The 24,368-nt window shown below is 69.7% G+C and carries 22 protein-coding genes; 18 read left to right on the top strand and 4 right to left on the bottom strand.

From position 1 onward, the window contains the following. Positions 1-177 precede the first annotated feature (177 nt). From ACFV9W_RS01385 to ACFV9W_RS01370, 4 genes are all read left to right on the top strand, one after another. A complete protein-coding gene (locus ACFV9W_RS01385) occupies positions 178-1,521 on the top strand; it encodes a uracil-xanthine permease family protein (RefSeq protein ID WP_385754208.1) in 1,344 nt (447 codons plus the stop codon). Further along, a complete protein-coding gene (locus ACFV9W_RS01380; RefSeq protein ID WP_385754206.1) occupies positions 1,518-2,837 on the top strand; it encodes an amidohydrolase family protein in 1,320 nt (439 codons plus the stop codon). Before ACFV9W_RS01385 ends, ACFV9W_RS01380 begins: the two co-directional genes overlap by 4 nt. Before the next feature lie 213 nt (positions 2,838-3,050). Next, positions 3,051-4,037: an isopenicillin N synthase family dioxygenase gene (locus tag ACFV9W_RS01375; RefSeq protein ID WP_385754204.1), complete on the top strand. Its 987-nt coding sequence runs from the start codon at positions 3,051-3,053 to the stop codon at positions 4,035-4,037. A gap of 16 nt (positions 4,038-4,053) precedes the next feature. Further along, complete coding sequence (locus tag ACFV9W_RS01370) at positions 4,054-5,421, top strand: nucleobase:cation symporter-2 family protein (RefSeq protein WP_385754891.1); 1,368 nt, start codon at positions 4,054-4,056, stop codon at positions 5,419-5,421. Positions 5,422-5,940: 519 nt separating this feature from the next. Here ACFV9W_RS01370 and ACFV9W_RS01365 read toward each other — a convergent pair. Continuing rightward, positions 5,941-6,639 carry an SDR family oxidoreductase gene (locus ACFV9W_RS01365; RefSeq protein WP_385754201.1) on the bottom strand — a complete coding sequence of 233 codons (699 nt, stop codon included), beginning with the start codon at positions 6,637-6,639 and terminating at the stop codon, positions 5,941-5,943. A gap of 138 nt (positions 6,640-6,777) precedes the next feature. Between ACFV9W_RS01365 and ACFV9W_RS01360 the strand changes: the two genes are divergently transcribed. The 6 genes from ACFV9W_RS01360 (at position 6,778) to ACFV9W_RS01335 (ending at position 12,792) form a co-directional block, all read left to right on the top strand. Beyond that, entirely contained in the window at positions 6,778-7,356 is a 579-nt protein-coding gene (locus tag ACFV9W_RS01360) for a TetR/AcrR family transcriptional regulator (protein WP_385754888.1), read from the top strand. Continuing rightward, positions 7,353-7,721, top strand: coding sequence for an MmcQ/YjbR family DNA-binding protein (locus ACFV9W_RS01355; RefSeq protein ID WP_385754199.1), 369 nt, complete (start codon positions 7,353-7,355; stop codon positions 7,719-7,721). Before ACFV9W_RS01360 ends, ACFV9W_RS01355 begins: the two co-directional genes overlap by 4 nt. A gap of 116 nt (positions 7,722-7,837) precedes the next feature. After that, positions 7,838-9,169, top strand: coding sequence for a replication-associated recombination protein A (locus ACFV9W_RS01350; protein ID WP_385754197.1), 1,332 nt, complete (start codon positions 7,838-7,840; stop codon positions 9,167-9,169). A gap of 454 nt (positions 9,170-9,623) precedes the next feature. After that, complete coding sequence (locus ACFV9W_RS01345) at positions 9,624-10,493, top strand: 4'-phosphopantetheinyl transferase family protein (RefSeq protein WP_385754196.1); 870 nt, start codon at positions 9,624-9,626, stop codon at positions 10,491-10,493. Positions 10,494-10,507: 14 nt separating this feature from the next. Next, positions 10,508-11,431 (top strand): alpha/beta hydrolase family protein, encoded by a 924-nt coding sequence (locus ACFV9W_RS01340; RefSeq protein WP_385754194.1) that lies wholly within the window; start codon positions 10,508-10,510, stop codon positions 11,429-11,431. Continuing rightward, complete coding sequence (locus ACFV9W_RS01335; RefSeq protein ID WP_385754192.1) at positions 11,428-12,792, top strand: MFS transporter; 1,365 nt, start codon at positions 11,428-11,430, stop codon at positions 12,790-12,792. The genes ACFV9W_RS01340 and ACFV9W_RS01335 overlap by 4 nt, the downstream gene beginning before the upstream one ends. Here the strand turns inward: ACFV9W_RS01335 and ACFV9W_RS01330 are convergent. Both ACFV9W_RS01330 and ACFV9W_RS01325 read right to left on the bottom strand, forming a co-directional pair. After that, positions 12,673-14,076, bottom strand: a complete 1,404-nt coding sequence (locus ACFV9W_RS01330) for a response regulator transcription factor (protein ID WP_385754190.1) — start codon at positions 14,074-14,076, stop codon at positions 12,673-12,675. The two genes, ACFV9W_RS01335 and ACFV9W_RS01330, sit on opposite strands and share 120 nt — an antisense overlap. A gap of 162 nt (positions 14,077-14,238) precedes the next feature. After that, on the bottom strand, positions 14,239-15,555 hold the full coding sequence (locus tag ACFV9W_RS01325; RefSeq protein ID WP_385754187.1) for a LuxR C-terminal-related transcriptional regulator: 1,317 nt from the start codon (positions 15,553-15,555) through the stop codon (positions 14,239-14,241). Positions 15,556-16,056: 501 nt separating this feature from the next. On the opposite strand from ACFV9W_RS01325, the gene ACFV9W_RS01320 reads away from it, so the two are divergent. After that, on the top strand, positions 16,057-16,845 hold the full coding sequence (locus ACFV9W_RS01320; RefSeq protein ID WP_385754184.1) for an SDR family oxidoreductase: 789 nt from the start codon (positions 16,057-16,059) through the stop codon (positions 16,843-16,845). Positions 16,846-16,915: 70 nt separating this feature from the next. On the opposite strand, the gene ACFV9W_RS01315 is transcribed toward ACFV9W_RS01320, so the two are convergent. After that, positions 16,916-17,701, bottom strand: a complete 786-nt coding sequence (locus tag ACFV9W_RS01315; protein WP_385754182.1) for an SDR family oxidoreductase — start codon at positions 17,699-17,701, stop codon at positions 16,916-16,918. Between the two features lie 188 nt (positions 17,702-17,889). On the opposite strand from ACFV9W_RS01315, the gene ACFV9W_RS01310 reads away from it, so the two are divergent. From ACFV9W_RS01310 to ACFV9W_RS01280, 7 genes are all read left to right on the top strand, one after another. Then, positions 17,890-18,393 (top strand): nuclear transport factor 2 family protein, encoded by a 504-nt coding sequence (locus tag ACFV9W_RS01310; RefSeq protein ID WP_385754179.1) that lies wholly within the window; start codon positions 17,890-17,892, stop codon positions 18,391-18,393. 119 nt (positions 18,394-18,512) lie between these two features. Then, positions 18,513-18,959 (top strand): RrF2 family transcriptional regulator, encoded by a 447-nt coding sequence (locus tag ACFV9W_RS01305; RefSeq protein WP_385754177.1) that lies wholly within the window; start codon positions 18,513-18,515, stop codon positions 18,957-18,959. A gap of 85 nt (positions 18,960-19,044) precedes the next feature. Beyond that, on the top strand, positions 19,045-20,547 hold the full coding sequence (locus tag ACFV9W_RS01300) for an MFS transporter (protein WP_385754175.1): 1,503 nt from the start codon (positions 19,045-19,047) through the stop codon (positions 20,545-20,547). An 80-nt stretch (positions 20,548-20,627) separates the two neighbouring features. Next, positions 20,628-21,377 (top strand): class I SAM-dependent methyltransferase, encoded by a 750-nt coding sequence (locus ACFV9W_RS01295; RefSeq protein WP_385754172.1) that lies wholly within the window; start codon positions 20,628-20,630, stop codon positions 21,375-21,377. A 140-nt stretch (positions 21,378-21,517) separates the two neighbouring features. Further along, the gene (locus tag ACFV9W_RS01290) at positions 21,518-22,093 is read left to right on the top strand and encodes a TetR/AcrR family transcriptional regulator (RefSeq protein ID WP_385754169.1); all 576 of its coding nucleotides are present in this window, start codon (positions 21,518-21,520) and stop codon (positions 22,091-22,093) included. A gap of 136 nt (positions 22,094-22,229) precedes the next feature. Further along, on the top strand, positions 22,230-23,069 hold the full coding sequence (locus tag ACFV9W_RS01285; protein WP_385754166.1) for an SDR family NAD(P)-dependent oxidoreductase: 840 nt from the start codon (positions 22,230-22,232) through the stop codon (positions 23,067-23,069). 73 nt (positions 23,070-23,142) lie between these two features. After that, positions 23,143-24,339 (top strand): cytochrome P450, encoded by a 1,197-nt coding sequence (locus tag ACFV9W_RS01280; protein WP_385754162.1) that lies wholly within the window; start codon positions 23,143-23,145, stop codon positions 24,337-24,339. Positions 24,340-24,368: the final 29 nt, after the last annotated feature.

Genomic DNA, 24,368 nt, shown 5'->3' with positions numbered 1-24,368 from the left:
GTATCCCCGGCGTGCCGTTCAGCTACGCCCCAGTTTCCTGTGCGCAACGCCGCCGAAACACCACCTCCCTACCGTCACCCCCACACCGGTCATGGCTGCAACGGCCGGTGGGTGTCCGGGTGTGGGGCTTGCCCGGGGGCTAACCAGCCGTCTTCCGCCGAGCTGTGAGGAGGAACGATGGCTGTTGTCGAGCATGCCGTCGCGCCCGCACACCAAGGGCCCCACCCCGTCGACGTACGGCCGCCGTGGCGAAGGCTCGTGCCGCTGAGTCTGCAGCATCTGCTCGTCGCGTACGCGGGCATGGCCACGATGCCGCTGCTCGTGGGGACCGCGCTGCATCTGCCCGAGGACCGGATACGGCTGCTCATCAGCGCGAACCTGCTGGTCAGCGGCGTCGCCACCGTGTTGCAGTCGCTGGGGCTCAAGTGGTTCGGGGCGCGGTTGCCGATCGTGATGGGGTCCACGTTCACCGCGATCACCCCTGCGATCCTGATCGGGCAGGAGCACGGGCTCGCCGCCGTGTTCGGGGCGACCGTCGTGTCCGGCCTGGTGACGTTGGCCGTCGCTCCGTGGTTCGGGCGCTGTCTGCATCTGTTTCCGCCGCTGGTCACCGGGACGGTCATCGCCGTCATCGGGTTCTCGCTGGTGCCTTCGGCGGCCGGTCTGATCGTGGGGGAGGGGGCCGGCGGCAGCGGTGGGCGCGGGCTCGCGCTCGCCGCCGGGACCGTGCTGCTCGTGGTGGTCGTGGAGCGCCTCGCGCCGCCCGCGCTCGCCCGGTTCTCGGTGCTGCTCGCCATGGGCGTGGGCACCTTGGCCGCGCTGCCGCTGGGGCTGTTCGACGGGTCGGGGGTCGCGGACGCGCGCGTCGTCACCGCGCCCGATCCGACCGCCTTCGGGGCGCCCACGTTCGTGGTGCCCGCCATCGCGGCCATGCTCGTCGTGCAGCTCGTGAACATGGTGGAGTCCGTCGGTGACACCCTCGCGGTCGGCCAGATCGTCGGCCGCGGCGACGACGCGCCCACCGTGGTACGGGCGCTGCGCGCGGACGGGGCCGCCACCGTGCTGTCGGGGGCGCTCGCCTCCTTCCCCATCGTGACGTTCGGGCAGTCGGTGGGCCTGGTGAGCGTGACACGTGTGAAGAGCCGTCATGTCGTCGCCCTGTCCGGGGTGTTGATGGTGGTGCTCGCGTTCGTGCCCGTGCTCGGGGCCGCCGTCGCCGCCGTGCCGGGACCCGTCCTCGGCGGGGTGTCGCTCGTCATGTTCGGGACCGTGGGAGCCGTCGGGCTGCGCATCCTCGCGCGCGCCGATCTGACCGAGCCGCGGAATCTGCTGACCGTCGCCCTCGCCTTCGCGCTCGGCATGATTCCGGTCGGCGCGCCGGACTTCTACGCGCCGCTGCCCTCGTACGTGCGCACCGTGCTGGACAGCGGTATCGCCGTCACCGGGATCGTGGCGTTCCTGCTCAATCTGCTGTTCCACCACACGGGCGCGGCCCGTCCCCGGAAGGAGCCCGCCCGATGACACTTGGGACCATCACGGACGTCACCGTGTACAGCGGGGGCCGCTGGCTGCCCGGGACGGATGTGCACATCGCCGACGGGCGGGTCACGGCGCTCGTACCGAACGGTGAACTCCCGCGTGAGGGCGCGGTGTTGGATGGAGGGGGCGGTCACCTCACACCCGGCCTCGTCAACACCCACACCCACCTCTTCCAGGCCGGACTGCGCGGCATCGGCGAGGGCCTCGGGCTGCTCGCATGGCTGAGGGCCGTTGGTGACGAGGCGGCGCTGCTCACGCCCGAGCGGGCCTACGCGACCGCTGCCGCCGCCGCGGCCGAAGCACTGCGCAGCGGCACCACCACGCTCGTCGAGCACATGTGGCCGCACCCGTCGCCCGAAGTGCACGACGCGGTGCTGCGGGCCCTCAAGGACAGCGGCGTACGGGCCGTGCTGTGCCGGGGCGTCGCCGACCGGGCCGACCGGAGCCGTAAGTGGGGCTTCGATCCGCGGCTGATGCAGCCGCTGAAGGAGGCCCTCGCGCACACCGACGAGCTGATCGCGCAGGCGCGCGGCAGCAGGGTGGACGTCGGTGTGGCCGTGCCCAATCCGCGGTGTCTGACGCCGGAGGGCATGGGCGCCGTGCGCGCGTACGCCGAGGAACGCGGGCTGCCGGTCTCGTTGCATCTGCTGGAGACCACGACGGACGACGCGATGTGCCGTGACCGTACGGGAGTTGGAGCCGTCGAGTATCTGGAGCGGGCCGGGTTCCTGTGGGAGCGGCTGCTCGCCGTGCACTGCGTGGAGCTCGACGCCGGCGGGCGGGCCACCCTCGCCCGGCACGGTGTCGGTGTCTCGTACAACCCGCTGAGCAATATGCGGCTCGGCAGCGGGATCGCGCCGGTGCCCGAGATGCTGGACGCAGGCCTGAGCGTCGGGCTCGGGGTCGACGGGGCCGCCAGCAACGACACGCAGGACATCCTGGAGGCCCTGCGCATCGGCGCCTACCTGCAACGGGCCGCGCACCGCAAGGCCGATCTGTTCGGGTTCCCCGAGATGTTCGCGATGGCGGCGGGCGGCGCGAACCGGGTGCTCGGGATCGAGGAGAACCCGGACGGCGGGGTGCGGGTGGGGATGCGGGCGGACCTCGTAATGCACCGCTTCGACAGGGACTACGCCTGCCTCCCGGTACGCGATCCAGGGGCGACGCTGCTGACGTGTGCGGGCAGCAGGACGGTGGCGGCAGTCCTGGTCGACGGGGAGGTCCTGGTACGGGACGGGGAGCATGTCCGGCTGCCGTCACGGGAGTTGGCGGCAGGGCTGGGCTTTACCGCCGCGTAACACCGTGATCCGCACCGGTAACACACACCGTGCAGGCTGACCCCATCGCGTGCGGGCCCCGGTTGCCGGGGCCCGCGCCAGCCCACGGCGCCCGGGCCCACCAAGGGGTCCGCCGCGACCGTGCACGCGGGCCTCTGAGTGCCCGTGCTGGGGATCGCAGGGGCGGTGACTGCATCCCGTACGCAACTCCGTGCCCGAGGAGCGACAGCCGCGATGACGAACACCACCTACACGCTCGACGAGTTGGCCAAGGAGACCCGCATGGGCGGGGCCGGGACGGAGACGTCCGCCCGGGAGATCCGCCGCATCGACCTCACCGACTTCGAGCACCGCAAGGCGGAGATCACGGAGGAACTGTGGGCCGCCGCCACCGACATCGGCTTCTTCCAGCTGGTGAACCACGGCATCGAACCCGCAGCCGTGGACGGCGCGTTCGCCGACGCCGAGGCCTTCTTCGCCCTGCCGGAGGACATCAAGGCGCGGCACGGCCTGAAGAAGGGGCTCAACTCCGGCTGGGAGTCAATGACCCAGGTGCGTCCCTCGATCGGGACGCCCGATCAGAAGGAGTCGTACCAGCTGACGCGTCCGCACATGGACGGGTTGTGGCCGGACGACGCGCTGCCCGGGTTCCGGGAGCGGACGCTGGTGTTCGAGGCGAGCTGCCGGGACCTCGCGATGCGGGTGCTGTCCTGCTTCGCGGACCGTCTTGGGCTGCCCGAGGGGTTCTTCGCGCGCGCCCACGATCCGGCGAGCCCGCAGTACCAGTCGACGCTGCGGATGCTGCACTACTTCGCGGTGCCGGACGACGCCGTGGTCCCCGAGAACGTGTGGCGGGCCGGGGCGCACACCGACTTCGACTGCCTGACACTGCTGTTCCAGCGGGACGGGCAGGGCGGGTTGCAGGTGTGTCCTGGCAAGGAGGCCGAGGCGCAGGAGTGGACACCGGTCGAGCCGGCGGACTCCGTGATCACCTGCAACATCGGGGACATGCTGATGCGGTGGAGCGACGACCGGCTCCCGTCGAACTTCCACCGGGTGAAGTCACCGGGCCCGGACGACGACCGGTCGGCCCGGCACAGTATCGCGTTCTTCGCGCAGGCCGACCGCGACGTGCTGATCGAGGGCCCGGAGGGCCGCTACCCGCCGATCACCGCGGCCGACTACATCCAGCAGCGGATCGCTGCCAACTTCGCGCGCTAGGAGGGTGGTTGACGTGATGATGCCTGCGAAGGGCGGACGGCGGGCCGGTTTCGGGCGGCTCGCGGTGCTGGGGCTCCAGCACGTGCTCGTGATGTACACGGGGTGTGTGACCGTGCCGCTGGTGTTCGGGGCCGCGGCCGGGCTCGACGCTGCGACGATCGCCGTCCTGATCAACGCCGATCTGCTCGTCGCGGGCATCGTCACGATGATCCAGGGCGCCGGCGTCGGCCGCATCCTCGGTGTGCGGATGCCGGTGATGGCGGGAGCCGCGTTCACCGCGGTGACGCCGATGATCCTGATCGCCGGGGAGTACGGCCTTCAGGCGGTGTACGGGTCGATGCTCGCGGCCGGTGTGTTCGGGCTGCTGATCGCCTTCCCGTTCGCGAAGGTGGCCCGCTTCTTCCCGCCGCTGGTGAGCGGCGTGGTGATCACGGTGGTGGGGCTCGCGCTCATCGGTGTAGGTGTGAACCTGGTCGTCGGGAACGACCCGAAGGCCGCCGACCACGCGGCGCCCTCGCGGCTCGCGCTCGCCGCGTTCGTCGTCGTCGTGATCCTGCTGGTGGCACGGTTCGGGCGCGGGTTCCTCGCCCAAACCGGCGTCCTGCTGGGGCTGTTGGCGGGAACCGCGGTCGCCGTACCGCTCGGCCTGGTCGAATTCTCGGCGGCGCGGACGGCGGACTGGATCGGGGTCAGCGCCCCGTTCCACTTCGGCGCCCCGGAGTTCCCCGCGGTCGCCGTCCTGTCGATGTGTGTGGTGATGCTGGTCCTGTTCGCCGAGTCGACGGCCGACCTGATCGCGGTCGCGGAACTGACGGGGAAGCGGCTCACCACCGCCGACATGGCGCGCGGACTGGCCGCGGACGGGCTCTCCGGGGTGCTGGGAGGCGTCATGAACGCCTTCCTCGACACGGTGTTCGCGCAGAACGTGGGCCTGGTGACGATGACGAAGGTGCGCAGCCGACACGTCGCCACGATCGCGGGCGGCATCCTCGTCGTCCTCGGCCTGGTGCCCAAACTCGGCGCGCTGGTCGCCGGGTTGCCGCAGCCGGTGGTCGGCGCGGCGGGGCTCGTGATGTTCGCGACGGTCGCCGCGGTCGGCATCAACACACTCCGCAAGGTCGACTTCGACGGCACGCACAACCTGCTGATCGTCGCGGTGTCGATCGGCGTCGGCATGGCACCCGAGGTGGCACCCGACCTGTACTCGCGCTTCCCCGAGGGCGTCGGCATCGTCCTCGGCTCACCGGTGACGAGCGCGACGCTGCTGGCGTTCGGCCTCAATCTGGCGTTCAACGGCGGGAGTTCACGACTTGAGACCGGGTTCGTACGGGCGCCGGTGGCGGAGGCGCGGCGCGAGGCGGAGGCGGGGCGGACGGGGGCTTGACGACGGGTCCCGCCCGTTCGCGCCCCAACCGCGTTCCGCCTCGTCGGCCGCACACGCCTCTGACCTGTGACGATTCATCAAGGTCCGGGCTGAGAAGGGGCCTTGAGACAAAAGTTGCACCTGACTTACCATTTCCGGCGCGCAGGGGGTGCACCGCTGCGCCGCTCGATCCCCAGACCCCGGATCGGTGACCGAAGCCATTGAGCCGGCTGGAGCCGTATCGCCGACAAACGCGGCTCCGGCCGCTCCGCTGCGGCTGCGGTTCTCGGGGCGAACCTCCCGCACGCTCCTGGGCCGCAAACCGCTGGGCGGAGCTGTGAGGCCGCGCGAGAAGGGGAGCCGCGCGGTCTCGCCGGCGGCCCTCGCTGATGTTCCTCGTGATTCCCGGCGGGGGCCGTTGTCGGCAGTCTTCCACCACTGGGCGCCCGATACGCCGGATCAGGCGAAAGCTCGGGGCATCAGTGACGTGGCGGCCGCTGGGTGGCGGCACACGGCGAGCGACTGTCGCGGGTCCCGGGCTCAGGCGGTGGCCGGCTGAGGCTGCGGAGTGCCGGCCAGGCCCTGCTTGACCTGCCGGGTCAACTCGTCGGCGACGATCTCGGGCAGGCCCGTCCCGATGCCGTCGAGCGCCTGGGCCGCCACGTCGGAGGCGGAGACCTTCTGGTCGGCGGGGACCTCGGCGGCCATGTCGGTGTCCATGTAGCCGACGTGCAGCGCGGAGACGGCGATGCCGTGCGGCGCCAGCTCCTCGCGGCTCGCACCGGTCAGCGCCCAGGCCGCGGCCTTCGAGGCGGCGTAGGAGCCGAGGCCTGCCGGGTGGTACCAGGACAGGACGGACAGGACGTTGAGCACGGCGCCGCCGCCGTTGCCCTCGATGACTGGGGCGAAGGCGCGGGTCGCGGCGAGCGGACCGAAGAAGTTGGTGTCCATCTCCCGGCGCACCTCGTCCAGGTCGCCGTCGACCAGGGTGGCGCCCGTGGAGATGCCCGCGTTGTTGATGAGCAGTGTCGCGTCGGAGGCGGTGCGGGCGGCCTGGCGGATCGACTCCTCGTCCGTGACGTCCAGGCGCAGCGGGGTGACACCCGGCAGATCGACCGTCTCGGGGCGGCGGGCCGCCGCGTAGACCTTCGCGCCGCGCTCCACGAGCTGAGCGGCGAGATGTCGTCCGAGACCCCGGTTGGCGCCGGTGACGACCGCGACCGCGTTCTTGAGCTCCATGACTGACCCTGCTCCCGGTTGTGGCGGGCGCCGTTCGGCGGTCCGCCTCCAGCTGGTTTAGATTACGTAGGCAATCTAAACACTGGATTACGATAGATGCCAGTCGACATCCAAACCGGTTTCGCGCAGGAGGTGGCCATGGGCCGGGTATCGCAGGCGCAGGCGGAGGAGAACCGCAGACGGGTCGTGGACACCGCCTCCCGGATCTTCAGGGAGCAGGGCACGCAGGTCAGCGTCGCCGACCTGATGAAGGCGGCCGGTCTGACCCACGGCGCCTTCTACAAGCAGTTTGCCTCCAAGGAAGCGCTGGTCGACGAGGCCACCGCCCACGCGATCGACGAGCTCGCCGAGCGGCACGCCGCCGGGCTCGAGCAGGACGGCGGGCGGCGCGACACCGTGCGGCGCACGCTGATCGACACCTACCTCTCCGTCGAACACCGCGACAATGCGGCCGGCGGCTGCCCGATCGCCGCGCTCGCCTCCGACATCGCACGCGCCCCCGACGGCCAGGAGGCCCGCCGCTCCTATGCCGAGGGGGTGGCCGACTTCGCCGGCTTCCTCGGTGATGACGACCAGGACGGCCTCGCCCGCCTGAGTACTCTGTTCGGCGCGCTCGTCCTGTCCCGCGCGACCAAGGGCTCCGAACTCTCCGAACGGATCCTGGCCGCCGCCCACCGGGCCCTGACCGACGGCACCGGCAGGCAGGCCGCCCCGTGAGCGCGGCCGGTGACCGGCTCCAGGACACCGCCCGCGAGGCGGCCCTGGCCCTGCCCAGCGTCAGCCACGGATACCCGTTCACGCCCGCACTGGACGTGTACAAGGTCGCGGACAAGGTGTTCCTCATCGTCACCGACGACCCGGACGAGCAGATCATCACGGTCAAGTGCGAACCCGAACTCGCCCGCGCGCACGTGCACGCCCACGCCTCGATCACACCCGGCCGCTACCTCGACAAACGCCACTGGATCTCGCTCGGACCCGGACCCGGTATCACCAAGCGGCTGGTCACCGATGTGGTGGAGGACTCCTACGACCTGATCGTCGAGCGGCTGCCGCGGCGCGACCGCCCCCGGGTCCGATGAGCACCGCAGGCGGACCCACGAGCCGCTGAGCCCGCGGCTGTCAGTGCCCCGTGCAAGGCTGGCCACAGCTGCACGCCCGCACACCTCCGCCCGCGATCCGAGAGTCCGAGAGCCCGATGGAACCGACCGACGCGACCCTGCCGCTCTTCGACGAGGAGCCCACCCGGCCACTCGCCGACCGCCTGCGCCCCACCCGCCTCGACGAGGTCGTCGGTCAGGACCACCTCCTGGCCCCGGACGCCCCGCTGGGCCGTATGGTCGCCCAGCAGCATCTGACCTCCGCCGTCCTGTGGGGGCCGCCCGGCGTCGGGAAGACGACCATCGCCCGGCTCCTCGCGGACGCCGCCAACCTGGCCTTCGAGCCGGTGTCGGCCACGTTCTCCGGCGTCGCCGAGCTGCGGAAGGTCTTCGCCGCGGCCCGCAGCCGCCGCACCATCGGCCAGAGCACCCTGCTGTTCGTCGACGAGATCCACCGCTTCAACCGCGCCCAGCAGGACAGCTTCCTGCCCTACGTCGAGGACGGCACGGTCGTCCTGATCGGCGCCACCACGGAGAACCCCAGCTTCGAACTCAACGGCGCCCTGCTCTCCCGTACCCAGGTCCTCGTCCTCAAGCGCCTCGACGAAGCCGCCCTGTCCACGCTCCTCGACCGGGCCGAGCACCTCACCGGCCACCGCCTCCCCCTGGACGACGACGCCCGCCACGCCCTGATCGCGATGGCCGACGGCGACGGCCGCTACCTCCTCAACATGGCCGAACAGCTCCACGCTCTCCCGGCCGACGCGACCACCGGGGCACCTCTGGACACCGCCGCGCTCGCCCACCACATCCAGCAGCGCGCCCCGCTGTACGACAAGGCCCAGGAGGGCCACTACAACCTGATCTCCGCCCTCCACAAGTCGATGCGCGGCTCCGACCCGGACGCCGCCCTGTACTGGCTCGCCCGCATGCTCGACGGCGGCGAGGACCCGCTGTTCGTGGCCCGCCGCCTGGTCCGCTTTGCGAGCGAGGACATCGGCATCGCGGACCCGCACGCCCTCCAGCAGACGCTCGCCGCCTGGGACGTGTACGAGCGACTCGGCTCCCCGGAGGGCGAGTTGGCGATCGCCCAGGCCGTCGTCCACCTCGCCACCGCCCCCAAGTCCATCGCCGTCTACCGCGGCTTCAACGCGGCACACCGCGCCGCCCGCCGCACCGGCTCCCTCATGCCACCCGCCCACATCCTCAACGCCCCGACCCGGCTGATGAAGAACCTCGGCTACGGCAAGGACTACCAGTACGACCCCGACACCACCGACGGCTTCTCCGGCGCCGACTACTTCCCCGACGGCATGGACCGCGAGACGTACTACGAGCCCACCCACAACGGCTACGAAGCCCACATCAGCGAACGCCTGCGCCACTGGGCCGACTTGCGCAGGCAACACCGAGACCGCGAGGACAACTGACCCGCAACAATGACGTTGCGCAGAAGTGCAGTTGAGGATCTGAGGGAAGGTGGGCCGTATGAGGGCAGAGCCGTCCGAGCGTTTCGACCAGATCCAGATCTCGCCGACCGGGTGCGCCCATCACAAGGCCGGACAGCCACAGCTTCTTGCCGCCGACCTTGTCGACCGCCCAGACCGTTCGGGTGGCGGAGACGGCGCTGCCCGCCCGGGGGTGGGCCGCGGGCGGTGAGCGGGTGTCTGATTTGACGTTCCCCTGACACTGCTTGACGTGGCCCGAACGTCTCTGTCTCGCGTCTGTAGTTACGCGTGAGGACTTGCACCGGACAGTGTTGAAGGGCCGGCCCGTGGACCGGGAGGCTGGGGAACGGAGCCGGTGTCGTGCCGGCTCCCGTCAGCCCGTGATGCCTTGAGCCCGTGGGCGTCGCGTCCGGTGGTGGTTCGGGGGAGGGGTACTGTGCGCGAACTACTCGGCGGCCATCGGCAGGCACCTGCTGCCCCGTCGGCCGCGACGGCCCTCCTGTCCCTCGGCCTCCGTGAGACACACATCTGGACCTTGCGTGTCCCCGATTCCGGGCAGGAGCCGGGGAGCCAGGTCCTCGCGGAACTCGACCGGCGTGAATGGCGCCGCGCCGCCGGGTTCCTGCGCACCCGCGACCGGCTCCGCTATCTCGTCGCACATGTCACGCTGCGCCGCGTACTGGCGCTCTACCTGGGGCTGGAGCCGGGGGCCGTCCGGTTAGGCCGGGACGGCTGCCCGCGCTGCGGTGGTCCGCACGGACGGCCGGCGGTGCGTGATGCGGTGGGCGCGCCCCACTTCTCGCTGTCGCACAGCGGGGGGTGGGCGATGGTGGCCGTGGCGAGGGAGCCGGTCGGTGTCGATGTCCAGACCGTTCCGTCGCGGGAAACCATGGAGTTGTGCGGACATCGATTGCACCCGCAGGAGTGGGCCGAATTGTCCGAACTCCCGCCAGAGGAACGGTCGTTGGCCTTCACCCGGCTGTGGTCCCGTAAGGAGGCGTACCTGAAAGGACTCGGGTTCGGTCTCGCCCGCAGGCTCGACGCCGACCAGCTCGGCGGCGGTGGACGACTGGCCGGCGGGCCGGGCGAATGGCTCGTACGCGACCTGGGTGATGTCGGCGCAGACGCCGATGTCCGGGACGCCGTCGCGGCCGTCGCTGTCCGCACACGGCACGACCACCGGGTCACGCTACGAACCGTTCCCCTGCGAGCGGTCTACGGGTCCGCCTCCGCCGGGGCAGGCCTGATGGCAGCGACGGCGCCGTTCCGCTCGGTGGACTTCGACGCTTCCGAGCGGGCGGCGTGAGTCGGGTGGCGGGTGTGCACGGAACCACCACGGACGGGACGACGTCCCGCGGCGTACGGGCCGTCACGCTCGACTCCACGGACGGCCCGCTGTCCGCGCTCCTCTCCGAACCGTCCGGCGGGTCCCCGCGGGCTGCGGTCGTGGCCCTGCACGGTGGCGGCATGCGGGCCGGATACTTCGACAGCACGGCTCACCCCGATCTGTCCCTGCTCACCCTCGGGGCCCGCCTGGGCTACACCGTTCTTGCCCTCGATCGGCCCGGTTACGGGCACTCTGCCGAGCGCTCCCCCGAGGGCAGGAGCCTCGACGAGCAGACGGTGGCGGTCCGTTCGGCGGTCGCGGAATTCGCCGCCGACCGTGACACGGGCGCGGGCGTGCTGCTGCTCGGGCACTCCTACGGCGGCAAACTCGCCCTGAGTGTCGTCGCCGCGTCCGCCCCGGACCCCGTGGTGGCCGTGGACGTGTCGGGATGCGGGCGACGTCCGGCCGCCGACCCGAACGACTCGTCCGGAAGCACCTGGGGGCTGCGCGCGCGCCACCTCAACTGGGGCCCCTCGCGGCTGTACCCGCCCGGAGCCGTCGGAGCCGGCGCGCGCATCGTGGCACCGATGCCGCCCCGGGAGGCGGAAGGCGTGGCGGACTGGGAGCGGCGCAGCGAGGAAGTGCTGCCCCGGATCCGGGTGCCGGTCCGGCTGACGTTCGCCGAGTACGAGGCGTGGTGGCGGCACACGGACGAGGACCTGGACGACCTCCGGCAGCGGCTGGCCGGAGCGCCCCGCGTTGCCTTGGACCGGCTGCCGGGCGCCGGTCACAACATCAGCCTCGGCCTGGCCGCGCGTACCTACCACCTGCGTGCTCTCGCCTTCTTGGAGGAATCGCTCCACATGAGGAAGCTCCAGGGGCCACCCGTCGGCGCGGCGCCGGGCTCCACATCGTGAGGTCGACCGCTGCCCGGGCGGTGGCCTCCCTGCGGTCCCGCAATTTCCGGCTCTTCGTCATCGGCCAGATCGTGTCGGTCGCGGGCACTTGGATGATGGTCGTCTCCCAGGACTGGCTGGTCCTCGGCATGACCGACGACTCCAGTACCGCCCTTGGCACGGTGACCGCGCTCCAGTTCGCTCCCGTGCTGTTGCTCACGTTGCAGGGCGGCCGGCTCGCCGACCGGTTCGACAAACGAAGCCTGCTGATGGCCGCGAATTTGGCATCGGGCGCTCTGGCCCTCATCCTCGCCGCGCTGGTGCTCACGGGCTCGGCCCGGTTGTGGAGCGTGTACGGGTTCGCCTTCGCCCTCGGTCTGGTGAACGCCGTGGAGATCCCGGCCCGGATGTCCTTCGTGGGCGAGCTGGTCGGCCCCGAACTCCTGCCGAACGCCTCGGCGTTGAGCGCCGCCTACTTCAATGTCGCCAGGATCGTGGGCCCCGCCGGAGCGGGACTGCTCATCAGTGTCGTCGGTACGGGCTGGGTGATGCTCCTCAACGGCCTGAGCTATCTGGCGACGGTGGTGGCGCTGCGTTTGATGGACCCGGCCCGGATACGGCGCACCGCGCGCGGGCCGGACACGTCGGGGGTCCTCGACGGACTGCGGTACGTGACGCGGCGCCCCGGTCTGCTCGTACCGCTGGTGTTGGTCGCGGCGGTGGCGGTGTTCGGCATGAACTTCCAGCTCACGCTCCCGCTCCTGGCGAAGACCGTGTTCCACGCCGACGCCTCGTCCTTCGGCCTGGTCACCGCGGCCTTCGCCACCGGATCCCTCGCGGCGGCGTTCTCGGGGACACTGCGGCGCGGACGGCCCTCGCAGCGACTGGTGATCGGATCGGCGGCGGTGTTCGGCGCGGTGGAGGCGGCGACCGGTTGGGCGCCCACCTATCCGGCGGCGATCGCCCTGCTGTTCCTGACCGGCTTCGCCACCACCCACTTCGCCCAGGCCGCCAACCATCGCATCCAGTTGGGCAGTGACCCTCGCTACCGAGGGCGCGTTCTCGGCCTCTACACACTCATCCTGCAAGGCTCGACACCGGTGGGCGCCCTGCTGGTGGCACGACTCAGCGAACAGGCGGGGGCGCGCTCAGGGTTCCTCGCCGGGGGACTGCTGTCCCTGGGAGCGGCGGGGGTGGCGGCGGTGTGCGTGGCGGTACGGGGGAGTGGGAGCGCCGAGTCCCTCGGCCCCGCACCTGAATCCTCAGGCCTCGCCGAACCTGAACCCGACCCCCCGTACCGTGACGATGACGCCCGGCAGGCCGACCTTGGACCGGAGCGTGCTGACATGCGTGTCGAGCGTGCGCCCCGAGCCGGGCCCTGAGCCGGGGGAGCCCGGTTCGCCGCCCCAGATGTCGGCGATGAGCCGCGTCCGCGCGTGCACCGTCCGCGGCTCCGACGCCAGCCGGTGCAGCAGGTCGAACTCCTTGCGCGTCAACCGGATCGCCCGGTCCGCGAGGCGTACGTCCCCGGTCGCGGTGTCCAGCCGCAGCCGCCCCCGGCGCAGCGCGGATCCACGCTGGTGCGGGTGCTCGGGCCGGGCCCGGCGCAGCACGGCCTCGGCGCGGGCCAACAGCTCCCGCGGATCGTCCTGGTGGTCGACGCAGTCGTCGGCGCCCGCCCGCAGGAAGAGGATCCGGTCCAGCATCCGGTCGGGCGCGGTGCATGCGATGACGGGCATGTCACCCGCGGCCCGTACCCTCCGGCACACCTCGACGCCGTCCATGTCCGGCAACTGGGAGTTCACCAGCAGCAGATCGAACGCTTCGTGGACGGCCAGCGCCTCGGCCCCGGTGCCACAGCCACGGGCGTGACAGCCGTGCCGCCGCAGCTGCGCGGTCAGAGCCGCTCGTGTATCGGCATCGGACACGGCGACCAGCACCCCGCGCGGCGGTGACGTCCGGGGACTGGAGACAGCCGCCGCGCCGCGGGGTTCGAGTGCGAGCTGGAAGCCGACACCTCGCGCGGTGCGGATCCATTCGCCGTGCCCCAACTTCCGTCGCAGCGAGCTGACATGGGTGTCGAGTGTGCGTGAAGCCCGTACCCCGCCACCCTCGCCCAGGCTCCAGATCTCCTGCATGAGGCGCTGTCGGCCGATCACCGAACCGGCGTGCCGGGCCAGACAGTGCAGCAGGTCGAACTCTTTGCGGGTGAGAGCCACCGGAGCCCCGGACACACGTGCCTCGCGGGCCCCGGTGTCGATGTGCAGCGGGCCCAGTGCCATCGGCTCGACGGCCGGGGGTGCACCCGGGCCGGGGGCGGACCTGCGGGCCAACGCCTCGATACGGGCCAGGAGTTCCTGGAACATGCACGGCCTGTCGAGGCAGTCGTCGGCTCCCGCGCGCAGCGCGAGGACCCGCTCGATTCCGGTCGCCCCGTCGGTGAGGGCGATGACCGGGACCCGTGTGGTCTCCCGGATCCGGCGGCACACCTCCAGGCCGTCCATGTCCGGGAGCCGCAGGTCGAGCAGGACCAGGTCCGCCTGCCGGCAGGCCGCGACGGCGGCGCGTCCCGTGCCGACGACGACGGTCCGGTGCCCGTTGCGCCGCAGATCGCCCACCGGCGACCAGCCCGTCGCCCGGGCGTCCTCGGCCACCAGGATGCGCACGTCGCTCTCCTCTCATGGGGTCCGGGCGCGGCCCGGGTGGGCGTCCAACTGCCCACGGCGGGCTCCGAGAGCACCAGGTAGTGCGGCCGACGTCGCCGTACGAGGTGCCGATCAGGGGCTCCTGGCCGGGGCCGGTGGGCGGCGCCTGAAGGCACGCGGCCGCTACGAAGGGACGGGGCTCAACGCCGTGACGAGTTCCCGCCTACCGGAGATGGAGAGCTTCCGGTACACGCTGGACAGATGGAATTCCACGGTCCGGACCGTCAGGAAGATCATCTGCGCGATCTGCCGGTTGCTGTGTCCGGCACGGGCCAGGTAGGCGATCTTCTCCTCCTGCCGGGTCAGCCTCGAGGTGCCGACAGGTGCCTGGAGACGATCCAAGGCAGAGCGGATCCGCTCCTGCCAGAAGGCGTTGCGGCACTGGTGAGCCACCATGGCGGCCTCGTCGAGTCGGCTGCGCCCCCCTGTCACGTCCTGTCGCCGGATTTGCAGGGTGCCGAGGTCGTAGAGGGCCTGTATGAACTCGGTGCACGCCGGGCCCTGGGCCAGCAGCGTCACGGCCTCCTCGAGTACGGCGACCGAGGTTTCGTCCCGGCGTGCCACCCCCACGGCATGAAGTGAGATGCCGATACCGCGTGGTGATCCCCACCGCCTTGCCGCGATGAGCTCCTCCTCGGCAAGGGCGAGCGCCAAGTCGTATCGACGGGCGCCCAGTGCTCCGAACGCGGCCCTGGATCGCCACGGGATCACTGCCGGATTGACGACGAACGAGGTGTCGAGGACCGAACCGCAGGCTATGTAGTCGTCGATGGCGTGCCGGAACTGTCCGCCGGCCATGTGGAGGGCCCCACGGGCGGCCAGGATGTGCGCACGGTCCGGCAGTTCGGGGTCCAGCGGGCCCGCCAGATTGCTGTCGAGCAGTACCTGGTGGGCACGGTCGAGTTTGCCGAGGCAGACCAGCGCCTCGATCAGCCAGGCGACCGTGAGGCAGGCCGACTGCGTCGACATACCGCGATCGAGCATGGTGTGGAGCATGTCCGCGGCTCGGCGGGCCCTCCCCGCGAGCAGGCTGCTCCGCGCCTGCAACAGGGTGAGCAGCTCCTGCTGCGGGGCCGAGTGCGCCCACGCGGGATCGTCCCGGAGCCGTTGGCACTGCGCGTCGGCGGAGTCGAAGTGCCCGGCGTAGAGCAGGGCCAGGGTCGCGAGCCACGTACGGTGCGGGTTCCTCTGCGACTCCAGCGGATCGAGCGGCCATTTGGCCTGCTCTCTGCGCATCGGGTGGTCAACTCCGCGATGCGCGAACTCGATATCGCTCAGGGCGAGACTTAACTCGTCGGGTGGCAAGAGCGTGCGGTATCCGGTGCGGGAGATACCTGGTACGTAGGTGTGCGCCACACGTCCGGCGACCAGAAGCGGGGGGACTTCATCGCTTCTCACACGGGTCTTCGTCGTTTGGCGCTTCCTGTCGTCTCCGGCCATTTTTGTTACCCCCATAGTTGACCAATGACGCCACTTCACAACATGACACGGACAGCATCGCCATTGATGACCGTCGACGGAGGTCGGGTTGGGAACTGCTCGGAGAAACGGGCGGGCCCTCGTGCCGCGAATGATCCCTGACCTTGAAGGGGGCGCGCGGTGAATCTCCATAGGTTTGGGACCGATCGGTCCGCCTCCCGGCTCCGGGAGCCTTCCACAAGATCATGTTTCTGTCAAAGGTGGAACAAAAGGCAATGCCGCGGGCGGACTTGAGCATCGATCAGCAATCGGCGATGCGGCACGTGGCCCCTCCATGCATCTGTGTATGAGGGAACCTCGCAGCCGGTCGCGATACCTGCAAGAGGGCACATCGAGCCCCGCGGGGACGCCGGCGGAACGGGTCGGGGAAGTCTGGTGGAGACCCGTAGGGACAACACGGCCGGTTCAGGTCCAAGGTCACATGGCGGGCAGACCCCGGACGCCCAGGATCAGGGAGGAAACGTGGAGAAGTCACAGCGGGTGGTACTGATCAGCGGCGCGAGTCGCGGAATCGGCGCGGCTACCGCGCGGGAGATGGGGAGGCGTGGCTACCACGTGGCCGTGAACTACCGCCGCAACGCTGACGCGGCGGCGGAGGTGGTGAGCGCGATCAAGGTCGCGGGTGGCTCGGCCCAGGCCGTCCAGGCCGATGTCTGTGACCCCGAGCAGGTGTCCGTCATGCTCGACGCCATCCGCGCGGATCGCGGTGGCATCGACGCCCTGGTGTGCAATGCCAACACGGTGAATCCGCCGTTCGAGCCGCTGCTCACGCTCTCCTGGGACGACTTCATCGGGAAGGTGAACGGGGAGTTGGCAGGAGCGTACTTCCTCACCCAGGGCGTGCTGCGCGGCATGGCGGAGCAACGGAAGGGCCGGATCGTCTACGTTTCGAGCACCGCGGCAGAAACGATCGGCGCGGTCGCGGCCCACTCCACGGCCAAGGCCGCGCTCAACACCTTCAGCCGACACGTCGCGGGAGTCGCCGCGCAGTACGGGGTCGTCGTCAACACCGTTGCCTTCGGCGCGGTGCGGACCGATGCCACCGCGGGTGTCATGACGGACGACCTCCGCACGTTCATGGAGAGCCGAGCGGTGTCCGGCCGACTGCTCGAGCCCGACGAGGCGGCGCGCAGCATCGCGATGCTCGCCGATGAGGATTTCATCGCGTCGGTGGGCCAAGTGCTGCGGGTCGACGGCGGCTTCGAGGTCCTCGACCAGCAACTCCACCCGATGGTCGGGCACTTCGAGTAGGCCGGCCGGTGTCCGCGTCGCACCGGCCGTCCGTAGGGCCGGTGCCGGCGGCCGGCCCTACGGAGCGCCGTCAGCGGAAGCTTTCCGTCAGCGGATGCAACTGCTGGTCAAGGACCTCGAAGCCGCCGTCGACCCGAATCACCTGGCCCGAGGTGAAGCCGAAGCCGTCGTCGGCGACGAGGGCGACGGCGCGCGCGGCGTCCGCCGGTTCCACCCTGCGCGCCGCCACGGAGCGGTCGGTCGTGTACTTCCAGAAGTTCTCGCTGAACTCTGAGGTGGCGTCGGTGTGCACGGCGCCGAAGGCGACGGTGTTCACGATCACCCCGTGCTCGGCGGCGATGCCGGCGATGTGGCGGCTGAAGGTGTTCAGTGCCGCCTTGGCGACGGAGTGGGGCAGTGCCATGCCGATGGTGTCCGACGCCGTGCTGGAGATGTAGATGATCTTGCCCGAGCGTTGCTCGCGCATGATGGAGAGCGTGTGCTGGGTGAGGAAGAAGGAACCGGCGAGCTCGCCGTTCACCTTCGCGGCGAACGCATCCCAGTCCAGTTCGGCGAAGGACGCGAAAGGCGGTGTCACGGTGTTCGCGTTGCAGATCAGCAGATCGATGCGGCCGTGGTCGGCCCGCACCCGCCGGACAAGGGCGTCGACCTCGTCGGCGTCACAGACATCGGCTCGTGCCGCCTCGGCCGTGCCGCCGCGCGATTCGATCTCGGTGACCACCTCCGCTGCCGCGTCCGCGTCGCTCCGGTAGTTGACGATCACGTGGTATCCACGGCCGGCCAGCTCCTTGGCCGTCGCGGCACCGATGTTGCGGCCCGCACCACTGATCAGGGCTATGCGCTTCGACTGGTTCACGGTGTCTCCCGTTGGGTGTCGCCGGCATTTCCGCGGCTCGACTCTAAGTGCGTGCGGGAATTCGAGGATTGCGGACCGACCACAGGAAAGGCGTGCGTACCTTGTGGCGAGAGTCCCGCGACTGCGACTCTCGATGCGGTTTCGGCAAGAGACGGAACGGGACCCGGCGGCGCTCGAGAGGATGCACGATGGCGGACGAGGCAGACCTGGTGGCCCGAATCGACGAACTGTCGGCCAGAGTGCGTGAGCTCGAGACGATCCGCGAGCTCACGAAGCTGCGCAATGCCTTCCACCACTGCCTCAACTCGCAGGACTGGGACGGCCTCGGCGCCCTGTTTGCGAGGGACGCGCACCTGGCCTATGGAAGTTTCGGCGATGCCCGCGGGCGCGTGGAGATCCAGGCGTACTACAGCGCACTGCTGCCGAAGATGGTCGAGCTCCAGGGTGCCTCCGAGGTGGCCCTGAGGAACTTCAACCAGGTCCATCAGGTGGAGGTCGAAGGCGACCGTGCGACCGGCGCCTGCTTCTTCGTGGAGCACGTCAGGTTCGACAAGGCGGACCTCGTGCACCAGAGCGTCGGCCGGTTCACCGACACCTATGTGGTCGAGGACGGACGATGGCTGTTCGGGCGGGTCGAACTGGACCATTACTGGGTGGTTCCGCAGAACAAGGAATGGCGCTGGCCCTGGTGACGTCGCACCTGCACGGTCCAGAGAGCCCCCGACCGGCATGCCGGATTGACACGTGGATCAAACCGCTACTACCGTTGTTGCAGTTGGATCGGCGTACCGGCGGTCGCGAAGGGGGCACGGTGAGCATCAGCAGCAGAAGTGCGGTGGCGATTCACGCACTCACCATGCTGGGGCGCTGGGATCACTCGTTGACCTCCACGGAGATCGCGGAGAGCCTGGCCAGTAATCCGGTGCTGGTGCGGCGGATCCTCGGCAGCCTGCGGGACGCCGACCTGGTCTGGTCCACGGAGGGGCGTGGCGGCGGCTGGTTGCTCGCTCGGCCTGCCCGTGAGATCACGCTCTATGACGCGTACGCCGCCGTGGAGGCTGGGCCGATCCTTTCCCGGTACCCGCATCCGCCGAGCGCCGAATGCGAGGTGGGGCGGAATATGCAGAAACTGCTCGAGGCGGAGTTCCAGGACGCGGAGCAGGCCATGAAGGAACGGCTCGGGCGGACGACGATCGCCCATCTCGTCCAGCAAGTACTGGCCAGTGAGCGTGAGGTCGCGCAGCGCGTCACCAGCTGACCGACGGCGGAGGCGGTGCCCTCCGCCATTCTTTTGCCCTAACTGTAACTACCGTGGTGGCGAAAAGTCACCGGAAGGGCCCCGCATGACTTCCACGTCGACAACGACCGAGCGGACCGGCTCAGGGTTCGGCTTATTGGCCTTGCTGATGCCTGCGATCCTCGTGACGGTCACGGCCAGCGACATGGTCAACCTGATGCTTCCGACGATCGGGGCCGAGTTCGGGGCCTCCGAGGCCGAACTCGCCTGGGTCGTCACCGGATTCCTGCTGATGTTCTCGGTCGGGATTCCGCTCTACGGCCGCGTCTCGGACCGGGTGAGCCTGCGTCGCCTCTTCGCCTTCGCGCTCCTGACCTACGCCGTCGGGAGCCTGATCTGCGCGATCTCCCCGAGCCTGGCCGTGCTCGTGGCCGGGCGGATCGTGACGGGCATCGGCGCGGCCGCGATCCCCGTGCTCTCGATCATCGCCGTCACGACGCTGCTGCCGCCGGAGCGGCGTGGTGTCGGCATCGGCGTCGTCTCCGCCGGTGCGGGTGTCGGTACCGCCGCCGGACCGGCGTTGGGCGGCGGCATCGGGGAAGCGCTCGGCTGGCCCGCACTGTTCTGGATCATGCTGGTCGCCTCGCTGCTGCTGGTTTTCCCGGCCGTGCGCGTACTCCCGGACGAGGCTCCGCAGGGCTCGGGCCGGCTCGACCTCCCGGGCGGCATCCTCCTCGGCCTCGGAGCCGGCCTCGTCCTGTTCGGCATGACCCGGGCGCAGGTCTCCGGCTTCACCGAACCCCTGTCCTGGGGCAGCCTCCTGGTCGCGGTCGCGGCGCTCGTGCTCTTCGGGGTACGTACCGTCCGTGTCGATCAGCCGTTCGTTCCGCCATCGCTGTTCACCAACCGCGTCTACCGGACCGGCATCCTCGTCGCGTTCCTGGCGATGGTTGTCAACCTCGGTGGCCTGGTGTTCGTTCCGCTGCTGCTGGTGGACGTCAACGAACTCACTCCGGGCAAGGGTGCCTTGGTCATGATCCCGGCAGGCGTCGTCACCGCGATCCTCTCGCCGTGGATCGGACGCCTCGCCGGCCGCGCCGGCGCCCGACTGCTGGTGCTCACCGGGCTCGGCCTCATGGGACTGTTCTCTCTGTTCCTGTCGTCGTTCACCGGCGGCTCATCGGTGGTCTTCGCCGGTCTCGGCATCCTCGGGCTCAGCATCGGGTTCATGTTCGTGATGACCACCATCATCGGCGCCGCGGCAAGCGAGTTGCCAGCCGAGCAGGTCGGTGTCGGCCTGGGGATCCTGCAGGGGGCCCAGTTCCTCGGGGCCGGCACGGGACCCGCCGTATTCGGCGTGCTGGTGTCCGCGAGGCAGCAGAGCGGCAGCGACGCCATCAACCCCCTTTACTCCGGTGATGACGGCTCGGCCTACTCCGACGTCTTCCTGGCCATGGCCGCGGTCGTCGTCCTCACGGTCATCGTCGCCTCACGGATGCGTCCCGCGGCCGGCTCGAAGGCCGAGGCAGGGCCGAAGGCCGAAGCGGGACCGAAGGCCGAGGCGGCCCCGGTGGGCACGGCGGCGCAAGAAGCGAACAAGGTCCAGTAGGAACGCAACTGCCCATTTCACGTACGCACCAGATCCACCAAGTGTTGGTTGACGAGCCTGTGAGCGACAAGGGGAGCGGCATGACCACGCAAGAGCGGACCTTCTCTCAAGAGGACAAGGAATACGACGCGTTGTACGCGGGTCGCGCGTCCTTCGACGGCGCTGCCCCCGGTGAGGTGCTGATTCCTTGGGACATCGGTGAGCCCCAGCCGGCCGTGGCGGACCTGGTGCGCGCGGGAGGCTTCAGCGGCAAGGTGCTCGATGCGGGCTGCGGACTGGGTGAGAACGCCATTCTGCTGGCAAACCAAGGCTATGAGGTAACCGGCGTGGACGGTTCGTCCAGCGCGATCGAGCAGGCGGCGCGGCGGGCGGAGGCGCGTGGCGCGCAGGTGAAGTTTCTGACGTCCGATGCCACCGAACTGGACGGTGTGGGAAGCGATTTCGACACCGTGCTCGACAGCGGCCTCTACCACTGCCTGAACGACGAGCAACGGTCGGCGTACGCTGCCGCGCTCCACCGGGTGTGCCGAACGGGAGCCACACTCCACCTGTTCTGCTTCGCGGAATCCGTGCCGTCGGGGACGCCGATCGTGGCGCAGGCGTTGATCAGCGAGGCCAATCTGCACGCGAACCTCGGTCGGCACTGGGAGATCCAGGACGTCACCGATGCCGTCTTCGTCACGAGCTTCACCCGCGAACTCCTGGCGACGCTGGGCGAAGCGGGTGTCCCGGAGGCCGGTGGTGCCAGGCCGGGGCCGGACGCGATCCAGGTGGACGAACACGGGCGGGTGCTGACACCGATGTCCTATGTGCGTGCGCAGCGCAGGTGAGACGCCGCTGTCCTGGCTCGCGCGGTCGGAGCGGCCCAGGGCTCAGTCCCCGGACTCGGAGGCCGGAGTGTGCCACGTGAGCAGTCGTGACGATCGGAACCCATCCAGTACGGGACCGATTGGTCTGCTAGCCTCCGCCCATGCCCCGGAAAGCTGCTGCCGGTGCCCGCGAGCGCATCTTGGACGCTGCGGCCCGCCTCTTCGACCAGCGGGGCGTGCATGCGGTCGGCATGCAGCAGATCATCGGCGAAGCCGGCTGCGGCAAGCAGTTGCTCTATCGGGAGTTCCCCAGCAAGGACCACCTGGTGGTGGCGTACCTCGAGCGGTCCGCCGAGGCCTGGGACCGCATCGTGGCCGGTGTCTGCACGGCGGCGGCGCCCGAAGACCGGCTCGTCGAGTTGGTCCGGGCGGTCCGGGGCATGGCGCCGAACGCAAGGGGCTGCCCCCTCCGTAACGCGCATGCGGAATTTCCCGACCCGGACCATCCGGCACATCAGGTTTCCCTGAGGCATTTCCGCCGTGTGCGCGAGCAACTGCGGGACCTCGCACGCGGGACTCCGGCCGCGGATCCGGGCAGGCTCGCCGACCGGATTCTGCTGATCATCGACGGGCTCTACGTGAACGCGTGGAGCTCGGCCTCCACCGGCGCCGCTGAAGCGGCCGTCGGACTCGCCGGCGACGTGGTCCGGGCGGAAATCGTCAACGCGGCCATCTGAGCCCCTCTCTTCGACTCTTTTCCCAGTCTCCCGTTTCTCCTTTTTGGTGCTCGTCCAAGGGGAGAAGTCTGCCCTTGGGCGGGAGACTTTCCACCGCGCAAGGATCTCACGACCCAGTGTTCCGAGGAGGATCACGTTGAAGACCATTGTTGTCACAGGGGGCACTTCCGGTATCGGGCAGGCGCTCGCCCACACTCATCTCGGCCGGGGCGACCAGGTGGTCGTCCTCGGTCCGGACCCGTTGAAAGGGAAGAAGTTCCTCGACACGGCACAGAGCGCGGGCGCAGCCGACCGTGCCTTCTTCATCGAGGCAGACCTCAGCCTCGTCAGCGAAAACCGGCGCGTCATCGAGGAGATCAAGGATCGATTCGCGACGGTGGACGTACTCGTGTTGTGTGCCCGGTACTTCCGCAGTCATCGCATGGTCACCTCCGAAGGGATCGAGCACAATTTCGCGTTGTACTACCTCAGTCGATACCTGCTTGGATACGGACTGGCCGACCTGATGAACAGGGCCGAGAAGCCGGTCGTGATGAACATCGCCGGTCCCGGTGTGGGAGCGCCGGGCGTCCAGTGGAACGACCTCGGTTTCGAACGCGACTACGACGGCTGGTCGGCCATGTTCCAGGGCGGCCGGCTCAACGACCTTCTCGGCGTCTCGTTCGCCGAGGGAGGGGGCGCACGTCGTGCCCGGTATGTGCTGCTGTTCCCCGGCGGTACACGCACTGGATTCGCGGGCGAATTCGACGCTGCCACCGCGGCTCACATCGACCAGATGAAACGGGCCGCCCAGCCTGTCGAGTACACCGTCCCGCCGATCCTCGAAATCATCGACGCCCCGCCCCAGGAGCCGTTGAGTGCCTTTGTGGAGGGCGCGCCTCTCAGTCTCGTCGGGCCGGCGTTCGACGAGGGTGCCGCGGCGCGGCTCGACCGCATTACGCAAGAGCTTTTGCGCGACAAGGTGAGTGCCTCGTAACGAACGCCCTGCAGTCGTCGGTATCCGCTTTCCGCTGGAATTCCCTCGTGTCGTCAGGAAGGTAACGAACGCCATGACCGAACCGGTGTCGATGCCCCATAATCGCCGTCAGGCCAAGTGCCCATTTCGGCCCGGGGCCGATCTCGTGGAAGCGCACAAAGACCCGACGCTGCACCGGGTTCCGGTGCCGAACTCCCAACTCGGCGAAGTCGGGGCCGTACTCATCACACGCGAGGACGACGCCCGCGCGGTGCTGGCCGACGCCCGCCACGAGGTCGGGTTCGCCTTCGATCCGCATTGGACCGGCCCGCGCTCTGTGATGAACCAGCCCGGGGTCCTGCTCAATTACGACGGAGATGAGCACATCCGGTATCGCCGGATGCAGGCCGGTGCCTTCACGATGAAGAGGATCCGGGCGCTCAGGGGCGTGATCGAGCAGATCGTCGAGAAACATCTCGATGCTGTGGAGGAGGCCGGTCCGGGCGTCGACCTGATCACGGCCTTCGCCGAACCGCTGCCCCTGATCGTGATCTGCGAGTTGCTGGGAGCACCGCTCGAGGAGCGGGCAGGCATCCTGGAGCGCAGTTCGATCGCGAGCAGCGTCGACACCACGCTGGAGGTCCAGCAGAGCAACTTCGCGGCCATGATCGACTACATGGCGGAACTGGTCACCGCACACCGGCGGGAACCGGGCGACAACATCCTCGGGGACCTGGTCCGCAAGCACGGTGCGGAGCTCAGCGACGATGAGCTGGTCGGCATGGGCCTGGACGTCCTCGTGGCCGGACACGGAACGCTGTCCGGCATGATCGGGCTCAGTGTCCTCGCTCTGCTGTCGCACCCGGAACAGTTGGCGATCCTGCGCGACGAGGACGAGCTGTCCAGCGGCGCCGCCGAGGAGCTGCTGCGGCTCCTCGCGGTGGCGCCCCCGCTGGTGAGGAAGGCGAACACCGACCTGTCGGTCAACGGCCAGAAGGTACGAGCCGGGGAGCATGTCGTCGTCTCGACGCTCATGGCCAACCAGGGCGCCGCCCTGCCCACGCCGGCGGACGAGCTGGACCTGCGCCGCAAGCCGGTGCCGCATCTGGCCTTCGGCTACGGTCGCCACCAGTGCGTCGGTCAGCAACTCGCCCGCCTCGAACTCGCCATCGCGTTGCCCGCGTTGTTCCGCCGCTTCCCGAACCTGCGGCTCGCGGTTCCGTTCGAGGAGATCGAGTACCGCACCGAATCGCTGGTGTACGGGGTCAAGAGCCTGCCCGTCGAGTGGTGATCCGCCCGGGGGATTCCCTGGGCGGATCA

It is taken from the genome of Streptomyces sp. NPDC059897, from assembly GCF_042730865.1.
Lineage (GTDB): Bacteria > Actinomycetota > Actinomycetes > Streptomycetales > Streptomycetaceae > Streptomyces.
The sequence above is the reverse complement of the archived record's forward strand: the minus strand, read 5'-3'. Positions and strand labels throughout refer to the sequence as shown.

Excerpts from the sequence above, each read along its gene's own strand:
- ACFV9W_RS01385 (WP_385754208.1), top strand. The coding sequence starts at position 178 with ATGGCTGTTGTCGAGCATGCCGTCGCGCCCGCACACCAAGGGCCCCAC.
- ACFV9W_RS01380 (WP_385754206.1), top strand. The coding sequence starts at position 1,518 with ATGACACTTGGGACCATCACGGACGTCACCGTGTACAGCGGGGGCCGC.
- ACFV9W_RS01375 (WP_385754204.1), top strand. The coding sequence starts at position 3,051 with ATGACGAACACCACCTACACGCTCGACGAGTTGGCCAAGGAGACCCGC.
- ACFV9W_RS01370 (WP_385754891.1), top strand. The coding sequence starts at position 4,054 with ATGATGCCTGCGAAGGGCGGACGGCGGGCCGGTTTCGGGCGGCTCGCG.
- ACFV9W_RS01365 (WP_385754201.1), bottom strand. The coding sequence starts at position 6,639 with ATGGAGCTCAAGAACGCGGTCGCGGTCGTCACCGGCGCCAACCGGGGT.
- ACFV9W_RS01360 (WP_385754888.1), top strand. The coding sequence starts at position 6,778 with ATGGGCCGGGTATCGCAGGCGCAGGCGGAGGAGAACCGCAGACGGGTC.
- ACFV9W_RS01350 (WP_385754197.1), top strand. The coding sequence starts at position 7,838 with ATGGAACCGACCGACGCGACCCTGCCGCTCTTCGACGAGGAGCCCACC.
- ACFV9W_RS01325 (WP_385754187.1), bottom strand. The coding sequence starts at position 15,555 with ATGGCCGGAGACGACAGGAAGCGCCAAACGACGAAGACCCGTGTGAGA.
- ACFV9W_RS01310 (WP_385754179.1), top strand. The coding sequence starts at position 17,890 with ATGGCGGACGAGGCAGACCTGGTGGCCCGAATCGACGAACTGTCGGCC.
- ACFV9W_RS01300 (WP_385754175.1), top strand. The coding sequence starts at position 19,045 with ATGACTTCCACGTCGACAACGACCGAGCGGACCGGCTCAGGGTTCGGC.
- ACFV9W_RS01295 (WP_385754172.1), top strand. The coding sequence starts at position 20,628 with ATGACCACGCAAGAGCGGACCTTCTCTCAAGAGGACAAGGAATACGAC.
- ACFV9W_RS01290 (WP_385754169.1), top strand. The coding sequence starts at position 21,518 with ATGCCCCGGAAAGCTGCTGCCGGTGCCCGCGAGCGCATCTTGGACGCT.
- ACFV9W_RS01280 (WP_385754162.1), top strand. The coding sequence starts at position 23,143 with ATGACCGAACCGGTGTCGATGCCCCATAATCGCCGTCAGGCCAAGTGC.